Annotated in this window: 16 protein-coding genes and 1 pseudogene; 13 read left to right on the forward strand and 4 right to left on the reverse strand. The window is 62.6% G+C overall.

Annotation, left to right across the window (positions count from 1 at the left end):
• Positions 1 to 56: 56 nt before the first annotated feature.
• Positions 57 to 686 (forward strand): isochorismate family cysteine hydrolase YcaC, encoded by a 630-nt coding sequence (gene ycaC / locus H620_RS0108935; protein ID WP_023382993.1) that lies wholly within the window; start codon positions 57 to 59, stop codon positions 684 to 686.
• Positions 687 to 742: 56 nt separating this feature from the next.
• On the opposite strand, the gene H620_RS0108940 is transcribed toward ycaC, so the two are convergent.
• Positions 743 to 1,300, reverse strand: coding sequence for a WYL domain-containing protein (locus tag H620_RS0108940; RefSeq protein ID WP_023382992.1), 558 nt, complete (start codon positions 1,298 to 1,300; stop codon positions 743 to 745).
• A 206-nt stretch (positions 1,301 to 1,506) separates the two neighbouring features.
• Here H620_RS0108940 and H620_RS0108945 point away from each other — a divergent pair, with 206 nt between their 5' ends.
• From H620_RS0108945 to H620_RS0108980, 8 genes are all read left to right on the forward strand, one after another.
• Positions 1,507 to 2,301: a tetratricopeptide repeat protein gene (locus H620_RS0108945; RefSeq protein WP_027907200.1), complete on the forward strand. Its 795-nt coding sequence runs from the start codon at positions 1,507 to 1,509 to the stop codon at positions 2,299 to 2,301.
• 155 nt (positions 2,302 to 2,456) lie between these two features.
• A complete protein-coding gene (locus tag H620_RS0108950) occupies positions 2,457 to 2,909 on the forward strand; it encodes a MarR family winged helix-turn-helix transcriptional regulator (protein ID WP_023382990.1) in 453 nt (150 codons plus the stop codon).
• Positions 2,906 to 4,993: an FUSC family protein gene (locus tag H620_RS0108955; RefSeq protein ID WP_023382989.1), complete on the forward strand. Its 2,088-nt coding sequence runs from the start codon at positions 2,906 to 2,908 to the stop codon at positions 4,991 to 4,993. Before H620_RS0108950 ends, H620_RS0108955 begins: the two co-directional genes overlap by 4 nt.
• Positions 4,990 to 5,202: a DUF1656 domain-containing protein gene (locus H620_RS0108960; protein ID WP_023382988.1), complete on the forward strand. Its 213-nt coding sequence runs from the start codon at positions 4,990 to 4,992 to the stop codon at positions 5,200 to 5,202. Before H620_RS0108955 ends, H620_RS0108960 begins: the two co-directional genes overlap by 4 nt.
• A complete protein-coding gene (locus H620_RS0108965; protein ID WP_023382987.1) occupies positions 5,199 to 6,074 on the forward strand; it encodes an efflux RND transporter periplasmic adaptor subunit in 876 nt (291 codons plus the stop codon). Before H620_RS0108960 ends, H620_RS0108965 begins: the two co-directional genes overlap by 4 nt.
• A complete protein-coding gene (locus tag H620_RS0108970) occupies positions 6,071 to 7,489 on the forward strand; it encodes an efflux transporter outer membrane subunit (protein WP_027907201.1) in 1,419 nt (472 codons plus the stop codon). Before H620_RS0108965 ends, H620_RS0108970 begins: the two co-directional genes overlap by 4 nt.
• A 333-nt stretch (positions 7,490 to 7,822) precedes the next feature.
• Positions 7,823 to 9,751 (forward strand): cytochrome c/FTR1 family iron permease, encoded by a 1,929-nt coding sequence (locus H620_RS0108975; RefSeq protein ID WP_027907202.1) that lies wholly within the window; start codon positions 7,823 to 7,825, stop codon positions 9,749 to 9,751.
• 86 nt (positions 9,752 to 9,837) lie between these two features.
• Complete coding sequence (locus tag H620_RS0108980; RefSeq protein WP_023382984.1) at positions 9,838 to 10,290, forward strand: YaiI/YqxD family protein; 453 nt, start codon at positions 9,838 to 9,840, stop codon at positions 10,288 to 10,290.
• A gap of 94 nt (positions 10,291 to 10,384) precedes the next feature.
• Here the strand turns inward: H620_RS0108980 and elbB are convergent, their stop codons facing one another.
• A complete protein-coding gene (gene elbB, locus H620_RS0108985) occupies positions 10,385 to 11,053 on the reverse strand; it encodes an isoprenoid biosynthesis glyoxalase ElbB (RefSeq protein WP_023382983.1) in 669 nt (222 codons plus the stop codon).
• 112 nt (positions 11,054 to 11,165) lie between these two features.
• Between elbB and H620_RS27380 the strand changes: the two are divergent.
• A pseudogene (locus H620_RS27380) lies at positions 11,166 to 11,792 on the forward strand (sterol desaturase family protein); the annotation flags it as partial.
• A gap of 501 nt (positions 11,793 to 12,293) precedes the next feature.
• Here H620_RS27380 and H620_RS26340 read toward each other — a convergent pair.
• Positions 12,294 to 12,938, reverse strand: a complete 645-nt coding sequence (locus H620_RS26340) for a DedA family protein (protein ID WP_162144444.1) — start codon at positions 12,936 to 12,938, stop codon at positions 12,294 to 12,296.
• Positions 12,939 to 13,152: 214 nt separating this feature from the next.
• Between H620_RS26340 and ppk1 the strand changes: the two genes are divergently transcribed.
• A complete protein-coding gene (ppk1, locus tag H620_RS0109000) occupies positions 13,153 to 15,387 on the forward strand; it encodes a polyphosphate kinase 1 (protein ID WP_027907204.1) in 2,235 nt (744 codons plus the stop codon).
• Here the strand turns inward: ppk1 and ppx are convergent.
• Positions 15,374 to 16,876 carry an exopolyphosphatase gene (gene ppx / locus H620_RS0109005; protein WP_027907205.1) on the reverse strand — a complete coding sequence of 501 codons (1,503 nt, stop codon included), beginning with the start codon at positions 16,874 to 16,876 and terminating at the stop codon, positions 15,374 to 15,376. The two genes, ppk1 and ppx, sit on opposite strands and share 14 nt — an antisense overlap.
• Positions 16,877 to 17,119: 243 nt before the next feature.
• On the opposite strand from ppx, the gene trxA reads away from it, so the two are divergent.
• The gene (gene trxA, locus H620_RS0109010; protein ID WP_016392405.1) at positions 17,120 to 17,449 is read left to right on the forward strand and encodes a thioredoxin TrxA; all 330 of its coding nucleotides are present in this window, start codon (positions 17,120 to 17,122) and stop codon (positions 17,447 to 17,449) included.
• 328 nt (positions 17,450 to 17,777) lie between these two features.
• Positions 17,778 to 19,037, forward strand: coding sequence for a transcription termination factor Rho (rho, locus tag H620_RS0109015; protein ID WP_023382978.1), 1,260 nt, complete (start codon positions 17,778 to 17,780; stop codon positions 19,035 to 19,037).
• Positions 19,038 to 19,063 lie beyond the last annotated feature (26 nt).

Below are 19,063 nucleotides of genomic sequence, written 5' to 3' on the forward strand. Positions count from 1 at the left end.
CATCAACGCGAAACACCCCACTTACTGAAGATCAGAACCCCTTAGGAGCGACGACCATGACCCAGTTCAAATACAACCGCCTGAACAAAGACGACGCTGCCGTGCTGCTGGTCGACCACCAGGCTGGCCTGCTGTCCCTGGTGCGCGACATCGAGCCGGACACGTTCAAGAACAACGTACTGGCCCTGGCGGACCTGGCCAAGTTCTTCAACCTGCCGACCATTCTCACCACCAGCTTCGAGCAAGGCCCCAACGGCCCACTGGTACCGGAACTCAAGGCGCTGTTCCCGGATGCCCCGTACATTGCCCGCCCTGGTCAGATCAACGCCTGGGACAACGAAGACTTCGTCAAGGCGGTGAAGGCCACCGGCAAGAAGCAACTGATCATCGCTGGCGTGGTGACCGAAGTGTGCGTGGCGTTCCCGGCACTGTCGGCCCTGGAGGAAGAATTCGATGTGTTCGTGGTGACCGACGCTTCGGGCACCTTCAACGAGATGACCCGCGATGCTGCCCACAACCGCATGAGCCAGGCGGGTGCGCAAATGATGACCTGGTTCGGCGTGGCCTGTGAGCTGCACCGCGACTGGCGCAACGACATCGAAGGCCTGGCGGCACTGTGCTCGAACCACATCCCGGACTACCGCAACCTGATCACCACCTACAACGCCCTCACCGCCGGCAAATAACGCCAAAGCGCTTGAAGGATGAGGCCGGCCCCTGTCGCAGGGGCCGGCTTTTTCGTTCAGCCCTGGTAGCGCGCTGCTGCCTTGTTCAAGGTGTTGGCAACTTCCTGCCGCAATTCGATCGGCAGCTCCACTTCGATCTGGTCGCCCTGGCTCAACAGCCACCATCGCAGCGGCCAGCCATCACTTAAGGTGGCCTGCAGCCGGTGCCCCTGGTCGAGGGCTGTCAGTCGCATGTCGGCACACAGCGGGGACTCACGCAGTTGGCGTGCCAGCGTGTCGCTGATCCATAGTTGCACTTCCAGGCCATCGCCCTGTGGCGGCTGCAAGGCATCGCCACGCAGGTACCCTTGCAGATCGAAGTTGCCGCGCAGGTCGCCCACGGGATTGGCCGACCAATGCCAACCGAACGGAATGCTCTTGTCATTGCGCTCAAGCGGGAAGATCAGCGACAGCTCGTTAAGGTCGCGCTCGACCGTGCGCTTGCTGACATTGAAGCCTACATCACGCAGGCGCCAGACCAGTTCGGCGCTGGTGGTTCCGGGGGAGCGGCTGGGTAGCTGGCGCAGCAGCGCCCACTGACGGCTAAGGGTGGCGCGGGTGGTGGCGAACGGCAAAAGATAACGTCCTTGTCTAGGCTTGCCGCACTAGGATGGCGGCACGGGCGCGGCATGGCAATTGGCCATTGATTGATCAGATCAACGATCGTGCATTTGGTTGCCTGTGCTTGAATCGTTCGCGACAGGTTCTGTCGTGGTGTCGCGCAGAATCACGCCTCATCACAGCCGAGGTCGGGACTGTGGGTCGTTCAATGAGGATGAACATGTCTGCTGCCAGCAATATCCATTCGCTGCTCGCCCGTCTTCTGCCTGAGCGGGTCTTCTCGTCTCCAATCCCCGCCCAGAGGCGGCTCCGTCAGTTCGCAGGCGTTGGGATGCCCAGCCAACGGGCGTTACTGGTCCGCCGTCTGGACGAAGCGGTCGACGTGCAAGTGGTGTACGACGATCTCCGGCGTCAGGCATTGCAAGGGAATGTTGCCGCACTCAATGACCTGGGCTGGATCTGGCTCAACGGCAAGTACTGGCACGCCGATACCGATCTGGCCGGACACTTGCTGCGCATGTCGGCATTGCAGGGGCATCCGGTGGCCTGGTTCAACCTCGGGCAGCAGCATTATTTCGGCAAGGGCGTCGCGACCTCCTACGTGCAAGCAGCCGAGTGCTATCGACAGGCGTTCGAGCGCGGCGTTTTGCAGGCTGCCGCTGCGCTGGCCGATCTGTACGAGGAAGAGGTCTGCGATGAGCAGTTGGCCTGGCAGGTCGACTTTCCCCAGGCCTACCAGTGGTTTCTTCGGGGGGCCGAGCAGGGTGAGGCGCGCTGTCGGTTCGAGGTGGGGTACCGGCTGCTGCATGGCTTGACGGTGGCGCGCGATGTGAAGGCGGCCTTGTACTGGCTGGAGCTGGCGGCGGCGGCGGGGGTGATGCAAGCAGCCGAGGAGCTGGCCGTACATTTCAGCCGCAGCGACAGTGCGCGTTACCTCGACTGGCGCGACCGAGCGGTGCGATTGGGCAGTAGCCTGGCGCTGGCGATGAAGCTGGAGGACCAGGTACAGACCTGATCCGCCCGGCTTGGCGGCGATATCCCGAGCAGGCCCGGGGAACTGTCGAATAAAAAACAATTCATCCAGGCTGTCCGTCGCCCACGGTTGACGACAGGGGGAGGGCGAAGCGTATATTGATAGTTAGCAAACTATGAATATGTTCGGTTTCTCTCATGACGCTCGATGCACTGCACCTGAAAGTCAGTAGCGGTATGGTCGTGGCCGCCCGCCATTGGCGGCGGATCTGCCATGCCGCGCTGACCAGCTACGGCATTTCCGAGGCCTGTGCCGCGCCTTTGCTGATGATCGTGCGCCTGGGCGATGGGGTGCACCAGGTGGCGGTGGCTCAGGCTGCGGGCCTGGAAAGCCCGTCGCTGGTGCGCCTGCTCGACCAGCTGTGCAAGGCCGGCCTGGTGTGCCGCAGCGAAGACCCTCTGGACCGTCGCGCCAAGGCCTTGAGCCTCACGGCTGAAGGTCGCGCACTGGCCGAGGCCATCGAAACCGAGCTGGTGCGTCTGCGTCGCGACGTACTGCACGGCATCGACCAGGCAGATCTTGAAGCCACCCTGCGGGTGTTGGGCGCGTTCGAGGCTGCTGGTCTGGGCACGGTCGGCGGGGTGGCATGAACGGTTTCTTCAGCTCAGTGCCCCCGGCCCGCGACTGGTTCTACGGCGTGCGTACCTTTGCCGCGTCGATGATCGCACTGTACATCGCTCTCTACATGGAGCTGCCACGCCCCTACTGGGCCATGGCCACGGTCTACATCGTCTCCAGTCCCTTCGTCGGTCCGACCAGTTCCAAGGCGCTGTACCGTGCCTTGGGTACCCTGCTTGGGGCGGGCGGGGCAATCTTTCTGGTGCCGCCGCTGGTCCAGTCGCCCTTGCTGTTGAGCACCGCTATCGCGCTGTGGACCGGCACCCTGCTGTTCCTCTCGCTGAACCTGCGCACCGCCAACAACTATGTGCTGATGCTGGCCGGCTACACCTTGCCGATGATCGCCCTGGCGGTGGTCGACAACCCTACGGCGGTGTTCGACGTGGCCTCTTCACGGGCACAGGAAATCTGCCTGGGTATCGTCTGTGCAGCGGTGGTGGGCGCAATCTTCTGGCCTCGCCGCCTGGCACCGGTGGTGGTCGGCTCGACCGGCAATTGGTTCAACGAAGCGATCCGCTACAGCGATACTTACCTGGCGCGCGAAGCCGCCGCCGACAAGGTAGGCGGCATGCGGGCTTCCATGGTGGCGACTTTCAACACCCTGGAAATGATGATCGGCCAGCTCGGCCACGAAGGCGCCGGGCCTCACACCCTGAAGAACGCGCGTGAATTGCGTGGGCGGATGATCCACCTGCTGCCTGTGATCGATGCCCTGGACGATGCCCTGGTCGCCCTCGAAGGTCGGGCCCCGGCACAGTTCGCTCAATTGCAGCCGGTGCTCGGCGCGGCCCGCCAGTGGCTCGAAGGGACCGCCAAGGACGCCTCGCTGGCCCGCTGGACCGTCTTGCATGAACAGATAGATCGCCTACAACCCAGCGCAGCGGCGCTGGATCAGCGCGCCGAGTTGCTGCTGTCCAACGCGCTGTATCGCCTGACCGAGTGGGTCGACCTCTGGCAGGATTGCTGCGCCCTGCAGCATGCCCTGCGTCTGGATGACGCCACGCCTTGGCGTGCCACCTACCGTCATTGGCGCCTGGGTCGCCTGACCCCGTTCTTCGACCGTGGCCTGATGCTCTATTCGGTGTTCTCCACCGTGACCGCGATCATCGTCGCCAGCGGCCTGTGGATTCTGCTGGGCTGGAACGATGGTGGCAGCGCGGTGATCCTTGCTGCCGTTGCCTGCAGCTTCTTCGCCGCCATGGACGACCCCGCGCCGCAGATCTACCGGTTCTTCTTCTGGACGCTGATGTCGGTGATTTTCTCCAGTGTCTACCTGTTCCTGGTGCTGCCCAATCTGCACGACTTCCCGATGTTGGTACTGGCCTTTGCCGTTCCGTTCATCTGCGTCGGCACGCTGACGGTGCAGCCGCGCTTCTATCTCGGCACCTTGCTGACCATCGTCAACACCGCGACCTTCATCAGCATCCAGGGCGCCTACGACGCGGACTTCCTGACCTTCATCAACGCCAACCTGGCCGGCCCCGTTGGCTTGCTGTTCGCCTTCATCTGGACCCTGCTGCTGCGTCCGTTCGGCGTGGAACTGGCCGCCAAGCGCATGACCCGGTTCGCCTGGCGCGACATTGTCGAGATGACCCAGTCGGCGACCTTGGCCGAACACCGCCAGGTCGGCGTGCAGATGCTCGACCGCCTGATGCAGCACCTGCCGCGCCTGTCGCAGACCGGACAGGACAGCGGCGTGGCGCTGCGTGACCTGCGCGTGGGCCTGAACCTGCTCGACCTGCTGGCCTACATGCCCCGTGTCGGCCCACAGGCCCGCGAGCGGCTTGAGACGGTGATCCACGAAGTCGGTGCCCATTACGCCGCCTGCCTGCGCGCCAACCGCCGCCTGCATGCGCCAGCAGAACTGCTGCGCAGCATGGAGTACGCCCGCCAGGGCCTGGCGCTGGACGAGAACAACGACCGTGGCGATGCCCGCGTGCATCTGCTGCACGCCCTGAGCGGCCTGCGCCTGGCCTTGTTGCCGGGTGTGGAGGTCATGCTCGAACCAACCGAACAACCGCAACTGCCCCAAGGCATCGATGGAGCGCCCCTGTGATCGGTGATCTGGATATCAGCGGGGTATTCCTGCCCACGCTGCTGGTGATGATGGTGTTCACCTACTTGCTGTTCCTGGGCGTGCACGCCGTGCTGGTGCGCCTGCATTTCTACCGCCTGGTCTGGCACCGGGCGTTGTTCAACGTTGCCCTGTATGCCGTGCTGCTGGGCGCGGTCGACCACTTTTGCCGAAACCTGATGCTGCCATGAAAAAACCTTTGCTGACCCTGGGCCGCGTGGTCCTGACCTTGCTGGTAGTGAGCTTCGCCGCCGTGCTCGTGTGGCAGATGGTGGTGTACTACCTGTTCGCCCCCTGGACCCGCGACGGCCATATCCGCGCCGACGTGATCCAGATCGCCCCAGATGTATCGGGGTTGATCCAGAAGGTCGAGGTGCGCGACAACCAGGTGGTCAAGCGCGGCGACGTGCTGTTCACCATCGATCAGGACCGCTTTACCCTGGCCTTGCGCCAGGCCAAGGCGACCCTGGCCGAGCGTTCGGAAACCCTGGCCCAGGCCTCCCGCGAGGCGCAGCGTAACCGCAAGTTGGGCAACCTGGTGGCGGCCGAGCAGTTGGAAGAAAGCCAGTCCCGCGAGGCCCGTGCCCGCTCGGCGGTGAACGAGGCCCAGGTGGCGGTCGACAGCGCCCAGCTCAACCTCGATCGCTCCGTGGTTCGCAGCCCTGTGGACGGGTACCTCAACGACCGTGCGCCGCGAAATCATGAGTTCGTCACTGCTGGCCGCCCAGTGCTGTCGGTGGTCGACAGTGCCTCGTACCACGTCGATGGTTACTTCGAGGAAACCAAGCTCGGTGGCATCCACATCGGCGATGCCGTGGACATTCGCGTGATGGGCGACAACACCCGTCTTCGCGGCCATGTGCAGAGCTTCGCCGCCGCCATCGAAGACCGCGACCGCAGCAGCGGTGCCAACCTGCTGCCTAACGTCAACCCTGCGTTCAGCTGGGTACGCCTGGCCCAACGGATTCCGGTGCGTATCGCCTTCGACGAAGTGCCGGAAGACTTCCGCATGATCGCCGGTCGCACCGCGACCGTCTCGATCATCGAGGGCCAGCGCCCATGAAACAGTTGATCCTGGCCGGTTTGTGCCTGTCTCTGGGTGCCTGCATGATGGTTGGCCCGGACTATGACGTGCCGAAGGACGCGGCACTGCAGCGCCGCGACCTCAACGGCCCGTTGCGCCAGGATGCCGACAGCGTGGTATCGGCGCCGGTGCCCGAGGACTGGTGGCAGCTGTATCAGGATCAGCGGCTCAATGCGTTGGTGCGCCAGGCGTTGAGTGCCAACACCGAGCTGCGCGTGGCGGCGGCCAACATCGCCAAGGCCCGTGCCCAGGTTGAAGTGGCTGAATCGCAGGGTGGTTTCAATGGGGGGGTGAAGCTCGGCGCGCAGCGCTTGCAGGAGTCCGGCGAAGCGTTCCTGCTGAGTGAAAAAGTGCCGGTGGCCAACATCGGCGAAGCGATCATCAGCGCGTCCTACCAGTTCGACCTGTGGGGTACCTTCAAGCGAGGTACCGAAGCGGCCAAGGCCAATGCCGACGCCGTGCAGGCCGCTGCCGATACCGCCCGTATCACGCTGGTGGCCGATGTGGTCAAGGCCTATACCCAGGTGTGCTCGGCTAACGAGGAGTACCACATTGCCCGTGAGTCGCTGGATTTGCAGCAGCAGAGCGTCGAGCTGAACCAGCGCCTGCGCGATGCTGGCCGGGGTGACGAAACCCAGGTGACCCGTTCGCAAACCCAGTTCAAGTCGTTGCGCGCCGAGTTGCCGCGCTTCACGGCCGAGCGGGAGACGGGCTTGTACACCTTGGCGGCGCTGCTGGCCAAGCCGGTCGACCAACTGCCGGCCGGGACGGCCGATTGCGCGGAATTGCCGCACCTTGCCCAGCGGGTGCCGGTGGGTGACGTCGCCGCACTGCTCAAACGCCGCCCCGACGTGCGTCAGGCGGAACGTCAGCTGGCTGCTGCAACGGCCAACATCGGCGTGGCCACCGGCGCGTTGTACCCGGACATCAGCATCGGCGCCCAGGTCGGCACCATCGGCATTCTTGAGAATCTTGGCGAACCTGCAACCAACCGCTGGGGCTTCGGGCCACAGGTCAGCTGGACCATTCCCACCAACGGCACCCGCGCCCGCATCCGCATGGCCGAAGCCTCGACCCAGGCGGCACTGGCGCACTTCGATGGCGTGGTGTTGAACGCTATCCGCGAGACCCAGACGCGGTTGGCCCAGTACAGCGCGCTGCTTGATCGTCGAGATGCCCTGGCCGAGGCTGAAAAGTCGGCCAAGGAAGCGGCTGAACAGACGCACCGGTATTACCTGGCTGGACGTGAGTCGTTCCTGGCGGATTTGCAGGCGACACGGACCTACACCGACATGCGGGCGCAGTTGGCGGCAGCCAACAGCCAGGTGGTGTTGGGGCAGATTGGGGTGTTCCTGGCGTTGGGTGGTGGATGGAAGGATACCGGCAAACAGTAATGGCTTGACCACTTGTAGGCGCACTGCCTTGGTCAATTTCTACAAGCTGGCGAGATTCATGTGGCTACAGGTTACGCCGCTTCATGGCGGTCGCGCGCGGGCAGGCTGCTGTCTGGCCGGGTCTACTGTACCTCGGGTCTCACTTCGTGCATGACTGCCACTCCAATCCATGGGACGAAGAGGAAGGGCAGGGCATTCCCCACCGCCTCTGGAAGCATGCGACGAATTGATCGCGCAATGAGCTATCGCCGCCTGTCGGTCTTACAGAGTTGTCACAAGATTTTTCATGAAATCCGCCGAGAAACCTTGAGTGAAATAGAGTGGAAGTGAACAATGTTCTCTTTCGCATTCCCTTCGAGACTGCCCATGAAACATTCCCGTCTGCTTGCCTGGCTCTCGTGGCCGGTGCTGGCGCTGTGCAGCACCTTGGTATTGGCCGGTGCGCCCGCCGAGGCGAGCAAGGCCATGCATCTGCTCGACTACCTGAGCGCTGACTACCCGCCGACCGTGCGCGACGGCAACGTGGTCGACGAGAGTGAATACCGCGAGCAACAGGAGTTCAGCGCGGTGCTGGCGGAGCTGGTCAAAGGTTTGCCGGCCAATGCCGAGCAGGCCGCATTGGCGCAGGGTGTACAGACCCTGCGCCAGGCCATCGACCAGCGCCAGGATGGGGCGGTGGTCGCCAAGCAAGCGCGTCAGCTGGGCGCTCGCCTGGCTGTTGCCTATGAGGTCAGCCAAGCTCCGGTGATTACCCCGGACCCTGCACGTGGCGCATCGCTGTACGCGCAGAACTGCTCGATCTGCCACGGTGACACCGGCGCGGGCGATGGTCCGGCCGGGGTGGGACTGGAGCCACCTCCCGCCAACCTGCGCAGCGCCGAGCGCCTGGATCGGTTGAGCCTGTTCGACCTTTACAACACGCTAGCACTGGGTATCGACGGCACCGAGATGCCCTCCTTCGCCGACCAGCTCGATGACCGTCAGCGCTGGGATGTGGCTGCGTACGTCGCCAGCTTCACCGCCGACCCGCAGGCTGCCAAGGGCGGGAAGACCTGGAACCTGGCCGATCTGGCCCGCCAGACGCCAGCGGAAGTCGCGGCCAGCCAGGGTAGCGACGCCGTCGCGGCGTTCCGTGCCCAGCGTGCCCAACCACCACAGGTCAAGCGTGGCCCGGCGCAGTTGCTCGAGTACACCGCCAGCACGCTGGACAAGAGCCTGGCGGCTTACCGCGAAGGTGATCACGATCAGGCCTATGACCTGTCGGTCGCTGCCTACCTGGAAGGCTTCGAGCTGGTGGAAAGCTCGCTGGACAACATCGATAGCCAAGCGCGCAAGGAGACCGAAAAAGCCCTGATGGCCTACCGTCAGTCGTTGCAGGATGGCGTACCGGTGGCCCAGGCCGAACAGCGTCTGGTCGAGGCCAAGACCAAGCTCGACCAGGCCGCCAAGCTGCTGGGCAGCGATGGCCTGAGCTGGTCGTTGAGCTATATCTCCGGGTTGCTGATTCTGCTGCGTGAGGGCATCGAGGCGATTCTGGTGCTGGCGGCGATCCTCGCTTTCCTGCGCAACACCGGCCAGCAGTCGGCGGTGCGCAGCGTCAACGTCGGTTGGGGCCTGGCGTTGGCCGCGGGCTTCGCGACCTGGGCGTTGGCAGCGTATGTGATCGACGTAGGCGGCGCACAGCGCGAGCTGCTCGAAGGCAGTACGGCGCTGTTCGCCAGTGTCATGGTGTTGTGGCTTGGTGTGTGGATGCATGACCGCCGCCACGCCGCCGCATGGCAGAACTACATCAAGAGCTCGCTGGTCAGTGGCGGTGGGCGGTTTGGTTTCGCGGTGCTGGCGTTCTTCTCGGTGTACCGCGAGCTGTTCGAAGTGATCCTGTTCTATGAAACCCTGTGGTTGCAGGCAGGCCCGGCGGGTCACCAGGCAGTGCTGGCCGGTGGCGCCACGGCACTGGTGTTGCTGATGGGGTTGGCCTGGGTGATTCTGCGAGGTTCGGCGAAGCTGCCGCTGTCGCTGTTCTTCAGTATCAACGCCGCGCTGTTGTGCGCGCTGTCGGTGGTGTTCGCCGGGCATGGCGTGAAGGCGCTGCAAGAGGCTGGCGTGCTGGGCACACGGCCAGTGTCGTTCTTCGAGTTCGATTGGCTGGGGATTCATGCCGATGCCTATTCGCTGGCGGCGCAGGTGGTGGCGGTGATGGCTATCGTTGTGTTGTATGGGCGCAGTCGCCTGGCCGAGAAGCGCCGGGCCGCGGCGAGCTGACTACAGTGTGGGCCGCTTCGCGGGTTTACCCAGGAAAGGGCCGGACCTGACACAATGCCGACCTCACAGAAGATGGGACAAGTTGCATGCGTGTATGGATCGATGCCGACGCCTGCCCCAAGGCAGCCAAGGACCTGATCGTCAAATTCGCCCTCAAGCGCAAGATCGAGGTGGTGATGGTGGCTGGCCAGGCCGTGGCCAAGCCGGCCTTCGCCCTGGTGCGGCTGATCGTGGTGCCAAGCGGTATGGATGCGGCGGACGACTATCTGGTCGAGAATGCCGTGCCCGGGGAACTGGTCATCTGCAGTGATGTGCCGTTGGCCGACCGCTTGATCAAGAAGGGCGTGGCCGCGCTCGACCCCAGGGGGCGCGAGTTCGATGAGCGCAACATGGGCGAGCGGCTGGCAGTGCGCAACCTGTTTACCGAGTTGCGTGAGCAAGGACAGGTAGGGGGCGGGCAAGCGCCCTACGGCGAGAAGGAAAAGCAGGCATTTGCCAATGCGCTGGACCGGATTTTGACGCGTTTGTCGAAAGGGTAGTGGGGCCAATGGCCGGCGAGCCGGCCCCTGCAGTCACCGCAACGGTGGAGGGGCCGGCGCACTGGCGATCGCCTGTGAAGCAGGCGCAAGGCGCTTACTGCTCGCCTTCGTGGGTCAGCTCCAGCACCCGGTCCACCAGCTTGTAGATACCGCCCGCCGCTTCGCTGATCGATTGGGCCAGCATGTAGGCCGGGGTGGTCACCAGCTTGCGCTGGGTGTCTTCGACGATGTCGTGCACATCGCACTCTTCATGGGTCCCGCCCATCTTCGCCACCGCCGCAGCGGTGCCGGCATCGTTGCCAATGGTGCAGACCACGCCAGGGCCATAGATCTTGGCCGCCAGGGCGGGCGAAATGCAGATCAGGCCAACCGGTTTGCAGGCGTCGGCAAAGGCTTCGGCCAGGGCCAGCACGTCCGGATTGACGGAGCAGTTGGCGCCCTCGACGGCAAAGTTCGAGAGGTTCTTCGCCGCGCCGAAACCGCCCGGTACGATCAGCGCGTCGAAGTCTTCGACCTTGGCTTCGCGGATGTCCTTCACCTCACCACGTGCGATGCGCGCCGACTCAACCAGCACATTGCGTGACTCGGGCATTGCCTCGCCAGTCAGGTGGTTGATCACATGCATCTGCGCAATGTTCGGCGCGAAGCACTGCACCTGCGCTCCGCGCTGGTCGAGGCGCAGCAGGGTGATCACGCTTTCATGGATTTCGGCGCCGTCGTAAACGCCACAGCCGGAAAGAATCACCGCTACTTTTTTCGTCATGCTCATTACTCCAGTGTCGAGGCGCTAAATGTCCTCTAGTTTGGCAGATGTCGCCATAGGGTTTCCTGTGGCCGCGGCCTAATCTCTTCAGATCATGCCGGAGCCGTTGCCCATGGACCTGATTCTGCTGGCCGTGCCGTTCTTCTTTGTGCTGATCGCTGTCGAACTGGTGGCTGACCTGGTGCGTGGCCAACGCAATTTCACCGTGGCCGACTCGATCAACAGCCTGAGCACGGGGGTGCTGTCGACCAGCACCGGGCTGCTGACCAAAGGGGTTGGGCTGGTGACCTACGCCGTGGCCTGGGAGCACCTGGCGTTGCTGCGTTTGCCAGAGCAGGCCGGGTGGGTATGGCTGCTGGCATTCGTGCTGTATGACCTGTGCTACTACTGGCTGCACCGCCTGGGGCACGAGCGCAACGTGCTGTGGGCGGCCCATTCGGTGCATCACCAGAGTGAGGAATACAACCTCACCACCGCCCTGCGCCAGACCAGCAGCGGTTTCATTTTTTCGTGGGTCTTCTACCTGCCTCTGGCCTTGGTCGGCGTCCCGCCGGTGGTGTTCATCACCGTAGCGTCGCTGAATTTGCTGTACCAGTTCTGGGTGCACACCCGGCACATACCTAAACTGGGTTGGCTCGAGTGGGTGCTGATCACGCCATCCAACCATCGCGTCCACCATGCGCAGAATCCTGCTTACTTGGATCGTAACTATGGCGGCGTGTTCATTCTCTGGGACCGCTTGTTCGGTACCTTCAAGGAGGAAGACCCGGCCGAGCCCGTGGTGTTCGGCGTGACCACGCCACTGGCCAGCTGGAATCCGTTGTGGGCCAACCTGCAGTTCTACGCCCAGCTTTGGCACGATGCATGTCGCACCCATCGCTTTTGGGACAAGCTGCGCATCTGGTTCATGCCCACTGGCTGGCGGCCGGCCGATGTCGCGGCTGGTTATCCACAGGCCAAGCAGGACCTGGCGTCGTTTCGCAAGTTCGACGTGGTCATCGGGCGTGCGCAACAGCGCTACGTGGTGGCGCAGTTTGCGGTGCACGTCGCGTTGGGCAGTTACTTGATGGGGGTGGCAGAGCAGGTGACGACTGGCGCCCTGGTGCTGGGCTGGTCGGTAATGGCGTTTGGTTTGTTCGTGCTGGGCGCGATGCTGGAAAACCGCCGCTGGGCGCCGCGTCTGGAACTGGCGCGCCTGGTCTGCAACGTACCGGCGCTCTACCTGGCTGGCGTGCTGGGCTTAGCGCCGGTCACGGTGCTGGTCTGGGGCTTGCTCCTGGCCTACAGCTTGGCCTGCCTCTGGGCCCTGGCCATTTGCCGCCGCCTTGCGCTCGGCACGCAGGGTGCGGAACCGTCGGCGCAGCCACAACAGGCCGCCCAGCACCAGAAGGCCGCCAAGCACCCATAGCTCGTACTTCTTCACATTGCCCAGCAGGCCTTCGAGGATGGCGCCGAAGTGATAGGCGGCCGCGCCCAATGCCAGGGCCCAGACCGCAGCACCGATGCCGTTGAGCAGCAAGTAGCGGCGCGGCGGGTAGCCGGACAGCCCGATCGCTACCGGCATGACCGTACGCAGGCCATACACGAAGCGGAAGCTCAGCACCCAGATGTCGGGATGTCGGCGAATGTGGTCCAGCGCTCGGTCGCCCATGGCCTGCCAGCGGGGCTTGCGCGCCAGAATCTTGCGGCCGTGGCGACGGCCCATGAAGTACCACAGCTGGTCGCCAGCGTAGCTGCCGAAGAACGCGGTCAGCACGACCAGGTTGATGTCCATGTAACCGCGGAACGCAAGGAATCCCGCAAGCACCAGGATGGTCTCGCCTTCGAAGAAGGTGCCAAGAAAGAGGGCGAAGTAGCCGAAATCCTGCAGGAATTGTTGAAGCATTTTCTGAGGTGCTGGCGAAATGAACGCGCAGCCTACCCCTTCGCGCGCATTCGTGAAAGTGTCCAAATGTGTCTCGACGTGAACAATCCCTGTGCGGACAATGCCTGCGGCCATAAGTCGCGACTTGCCTTGGTATGTAACACAGGCGTCATAATGGCCGCTTATCGTGCCGCTCAATTGATGATAGGGCGTTAACGTCCTCCAGGAACGCCAGATGAATAATGAAGTGCTAACCCCTGTCGCGATCAAGGACGCCCAGGCTCTTCCCGAAGAAATGGTGCAGACCCCGCCGGACCTGCCAGAGGCACCGGAACCTGTGGTCGAGGCCACTGCCACGCCAGCCCCCGCGCCAGCACCGGCAATCGCCATTCCGAGCCTGGACGACAGCAGCCTGTACATTCATCGCGAGCTTTCGCAGCTGCAATTCAATATCCGAGTGCTGGAGCAGGCGCTGGATGAGTCCTATCCGCTGCTCGAACGCCTCAAGTTCTTGCTGATCTTCTCCAGCAACCTGGACGAATTCTTCGAAATCCGTGTTGCCGGCCTGAAGAAGCAGATCAACTTTGCCCGGGAACAAGCCGGTGCCGATGGCCTGCAGCCGCACCAGGCGCTGGCACGGATCAGCGAGCTGGTGCACGGCGAGGTGGACCGTCAATACGCGATCCTCAACGATGTGCTGTTGCCGGAGCTGGAAAAACACCAGATCCGCTTCATCCGCCGCCGTTACTGGACGCCCAAGCTCAAGACCTGGGTGCGTCGTTACTTCCGCGACGAGATCGCGCCGATCATCACCCCCATTGGCCTCGACCCGACGCACCCGTTCCCGTTGCTGGTGAACAAGAGCCTCAACTTCATCGTCGAGCTCGAAGGTGTCGACGCCTTCGGCCGCGACTCGGGCCTGGCGATCATCCCGGCCCCGCGGTTGCTGCCACGGGTCATTCGCGTACCTGAGGACGTGGGGGGGGCAGGCGACAACTATGTGTTCCTGTCGTCGATGATCCACGCTCACGCCGACGACTTGTTCCAGGGCATGAAGGTCAAGGGCTGCTACCAGTTCCGCCTGACGCGAAACGCTGACCTCGCGCTGGACTCCGAAGAGGTCGACGACCTGGCCCGTGCTTTGCGCGGTGAACTGTTTTCGCGTCGTTACGGCGACGCCGTGCGTCTGGAAGTGGCCGACACCTGCCCGAAGCACCTGTCCGACTACCTGCTCAAGCAGTTCAGCCTCAGCGAGAGCGAGCTGTATCAAGTCAATGGTCCGGTCAACCTGACCCGCCTGTTCAGCATCACAGGCCTGGATAGCCATCCTGAACTGCAGTACACCCCGTTCACCCCGGCGATTCCCAAGCTGCTGCAGAACGCCGACAACATCTTCAGCGTGATCGGCAAGCAGGATGTACTGCTGATGCACCCGTTCGAGTCGTTCACCCCGGTGATCGACCTGCTGCGACAGGCTGCCAAGGACCCGCATGTGCTTGCCGTGCGCCAGACGCTGTACCGCTCCGGCGCCAACTCGGAGATCGTCGATGCGTTGGTGGACGCAGCGCGCAACGGCAAGGAGGTCACCGCGGTGATCGAGTTGCGTGCGCGCTTCGATGAAGAGTCCAACCTGCAAATGGCCAGCCGTCTGCAGGCAGCTGGCGCGGTGGTGATCTATGGCGTGGTGGGCTTCAAGACCCACGCCAAGATGATGCTGATCCTGCGCCGCGAGCAGGGAGAGATCGTCCGTTATGCACATCTGGGTACTGGTAACTACCATGCCGGCAACGCCCGGTTGTACACCGACTACAGCCTGCTCACCTCCGACGATGCCCTGACCGAGGACGTGGGCAAGCTGTTCAGCCAGCTGATTGGCATGGGCAAGACACTGCGCATGAAAAAGCTGCTGCATGCGCCGTTCACGTTGAAGAAGGGCATGCTCGACATGATTGCCCGCGAGACGCAGTTCGCCCTCGAAGGCAAGCCGGCGCACATCATCGCCAAGTTCAACTCGCTGACCGATGCGAAGGTCATCAAGGCGCTGTACAAGGCCAGCCAGTCTGGCGTGAAAATCGACCTGGTGGTGCGTGGCATGTGCTGCCTGCGGCCGGGCATTCCCGGGGTGTCGCACAACATCCAGGTACGTTCGATCATCGGCCGCTTCCTGGAGCACACCCGGGTGTTCTACTTCCTCAATGGAGGCGAAGAGCAGATCTACCTGTCCAGTGCCGACTGGATGGAGCGAAACCTCGACAAGCGTGTGGAGACCTGCTTCCCGGTAGAAGGCAAGAAGTTGCTGCTGCGGGTTAAGAAGGAGCTGGAAGGTTACCTGACCGACAACACCCATGCCTGGGTCCTGCAATCGGACGGCCGCTACGTGCGCACCGCCCCGACCGGTAACCAGAACCCTCGCAGTGCCCAGGCCGCTCTGCTGGAGCGCCTGAGCAACCCGGTCCTCAACGTACGCTGAGGACGAAGCCGACCCGGGTCAGCCACTCCGCTTCGTTGGCGAAGTCGGCCTGGGTCAGCTGGTTTTGCTCCAGCCAACCATTGGGGAAGGCCACATCCAGCGATTGCTCGCCAGCCTGCAGTGACACGGTGGGCATCTGTTGGGTGCCACGGATGTGGTGGAACAGAATGGCGAAACGCAGCAGCACGCACAGACGCAGCAGCTTCACACCTTCCTCGCCCAGTTCGGCGAACTTGTCCTTGGGGATGTTGCGCCGATGGCCACGCACCAGCAGGGCCATCATCTGCTGGTCTTCGCGCGAGAAGCCGGCAAGGTCGGAGTGCTCGACCAGGTAGGCGCCATGCTTGTGGTAATGGTAGTGAGCGATATCCAGGCCAATTTCATGGATTTTGGCTGCCCATCCCAGTAGATCGCGCCAGTTACCGTCTTCCAGGTCCCACGCCTTGGCCACTTGGTCGAAGGCATGCAGTGCCTTGCGCTCCACGCGAGCAGCTTGGCCCTGGTCGACGTGGTAACGCTCCATCAACGAATTGAGTGTGCGCTCGCGCACATCTTCGTGGTGATGGCGGCCGAGCAGGTCGAACAGCACGCCTTCACGCAGGGCACCGTCGCAATGGTCCATGCGTTGCAGTTCCAGGGCGTCGAAGATGGCTTCGAGAATCGCAAGGCCGGCCGGGAAGATGGCGCGGCGGTCCGGTTTGACCCCTTCAAAGTCGATCTTGTCGACGTCGCCGAGCTTGAACAGTTTGCGTTTGACCCAGGCCAGGCCTTCGGCGTTGACTTCGCCGTTGCCCAGGTTGCAGGCCTTGATCGCGGCGCCGATGGCGCGAATGGTGCCGGACGAGCCGATGGCTTCATCCCAGGTCAGTCGGTGCAGGGCATTCTCGATGCTCATCAGCTCCAGGCGCGCCGCCGTGTAGGCCTGTGCATAGCGCGCCGGGGTGATCTTGCCATCGCGGAAATAGCGCTGGGTGAAGCTCACGCAGCCCATTTGCAGGCTTTCGCGCAGTAGCGGTTCGAATCGCTGGCCAATGATGAACTCGGTGCTGCCGCCGCCAATGTCGGCCACCAGGCGTTTGCCGGGGGTGTCGGCCAGGGTATGGGAGACACCGAGGTAGATGAGGCGAGCCTCTTCGCGGCCGGAGATCACCTCCACTGGGTGGCCCAGAATGGCCTCCGCGCGCTGGATGAACTCATTGCGGTTGCGCGCTTCGCGCAGGGCGTTGGTGCCGACGATGCGCACGGCGCCGGAAGGCATACCGTTGATCAGTTGAGCGAAGCGCTTGAGGCATTCGAGCCCCCGTTGCATGGCTTCTTCGCTCAGCAGACGATCCTCGCCGATGCCGGCGGCCAGCTGAACCTTCTCGCCAAGCCGTTCAAGAATACGGATCTCGGTGTGGTGAGCCTTGGCCACGACCATGTGAAAACTGTTGGAGCCAAGGTCGATGGCGGCGATCAGAGACAGGTTCTTCGCGGTTGTTTGCGGCATGATCTGAGTGTTCTCGGTCGTTAACCTGGCAATCGTGCCACGATACGTGGCTGTCGCCAACGCGGGGCACGCCAAGGTTTGATGCAAGGCAATGTGCCATTCGATGCTATGACACTTATGTGACGGTTTCGATTCGCGGCGTCTTGCACAACTATAGTTACACTCAATCGTCCGTGACTTCCTGTAGGCAGCCTGTGCGGCTATGATGGGCCACGTTTTTTGCTTACGACCCTGGAGATATCCATGAGCAGCGATCTGATCAAACACGTCACCGACGCCACCTTCGAAGCCGAAGTCCTGCAGGCTCAAGGCCCGGTGCTGGTCGACTACTGGGCTGAATGGTGCGGTCCATGCAAGATGATCGCTCCGGTTCTGGACGACATAGCCGCCACCTACGAAGGTAAACTGACCGTCGCCAAGCTGAACATCGACGACAACCAGGAAACCCCGGCCAAGCATGGCGTGCGTGGCATCCCGACCCTGATGCTGTTCAAGAACGGCAACGTCGAAGCTACCAAGGTCGGCGCTCTGTCCAAATCCCAGCTGGCTGCGTTCCTCGACGCCCATCTGTGATGTGAAAAAGCCCCGCGAATGCGGGGCTTTTCTTTTGCTCGACGACCCTGTGGGAGCGGGATCCCCCGCGAATCCAAGGTTCAGCCGGTCGATGCCTTCGCAGCTAAATCCGGTCCCAAAAGGTTCGATTTCCCTCGTCAAAACCACTAGACGTCGAAAAATGCAAGTGTTACATTCGGCCTCGCACTGCTTCTTCAGTGCCCTCTGCACGCCGTCGCCGAAGCATCCCTAATTCGAATCAGTACGCGATCCTGTCGCCATCTAGCGGCGCGGCCTCATTAAGCCAAAGCTTAATTCTCCCTTCTTACATGATTACGTCACTCCCCTTATGAACCTGACTGAACTCAAGCAAAAGCCGATTACCGATCTTTTGGAAATGGCCGAACAGATGGGCATCGAAAACATGGCCCGTTCGCGCAAACAGGACGTGATTTTCGCCCTGCTGAAAAAGCACGCGAAAAGCGGCGAAGAGATCTCGGGTGACGGCGTGCTGGAGATTCTCCAGGATGGTTTCGGTTTCCTGCGTTCGGCTGATGCGTCCTACCTGGCCGGCCCCGATGACATCTACGTCTCGCCTAGCCAGATCCGCCGTTTCAACCTGCGTACCGGCGACACCATCGTCGGCAAGATCCGTCCACCGAAGGAAGGGGAGCGTTACTTCGCGCTGCTGAAGGTCGATACCATCAACTTCGACCGTCCGGAAAACGCGAAGAACAAGATTCTGTTCGAGAACCTGACGCCGCTGTTCCCCAACGAGCGCCTTAAGATGGAAGCCGGCAACGGTTCCACCGAAGACCTCACCGGCCGTGTCATCGACCTGTGCGCCCCGATCGGTAAAGGCCAGCGTGGCCTGATCGTCGCTCCGCCGAAAGCGGGTAAGACGATCATGCTGCAGAACATCGCGGCCAACATCACCCGTAACAACCCCGAGTGCCACCTGATCGTCCTGCTGATCGACGAGCGCCCGGAAGAAGTGACCGAGATGCAGCGCACCGTGCGCGGCGAAGTGGTCGCCTCGACCTTCGACGAGCCGCCAACCCGTCACGTGCAGGTGGCCGAGATGGTCATCGAGAAGGCCAAGCGCCTGGTCGAGCACAAGAAGGACGTGGTCATTCTGCTCGACTCCATCACCCGTCTGGCCCGTGCCTACAACACCGTGATCCCGAGCTCCGGCAAGGTGCTGACCGGTGGTGTCGACGCACATGCCCTTGAGAAGCCGAAGCGCTTCTTCGGTGCCGCCCGTAACATCGAGGAAGGTGGTTCGCTGACCATCATCGCCACCGCGCTGGTAGAAACCGGTTCGAAGATGGACGAGGTGATCTACGAAGAGTTCAAGGGTACCGGCAACATGGAGCTGCCCCTGGACCGTCGTATCGCCGAGAAACGTGTGTTCCCTGCCATCAACATCAACCGCTCCGGTACCCGTCGCGAAGAGCTGCTGACCGCCGACGACGAGTTGCAGCGCATGTGGATTCTGCGCAAGCTGCTGCACCCGATGGACGAAGTCGCTGCCATCGAGTTCCTGGTCGACAAGCTCAAGCAGACCAAGACCAACGATGAGTTCTTCCTGTCGATGAAGCGCAAGTAAGCACTTCAAGCTGGAATTGATTGGGG

Origin of the sequence: Pseudomonas taiwanensis DSM 21245 (assembly GCF_000425785.1) — a bacterium.
In the GTDB taxonomy this organism is placed as follows: Bacteria; Pseudomonadota; Gammaproteobacteria; order Pseudomonadales; family Pseudomonadaceae; genus Aquipseudomonas; species Aquipseudomonas taiwanensis.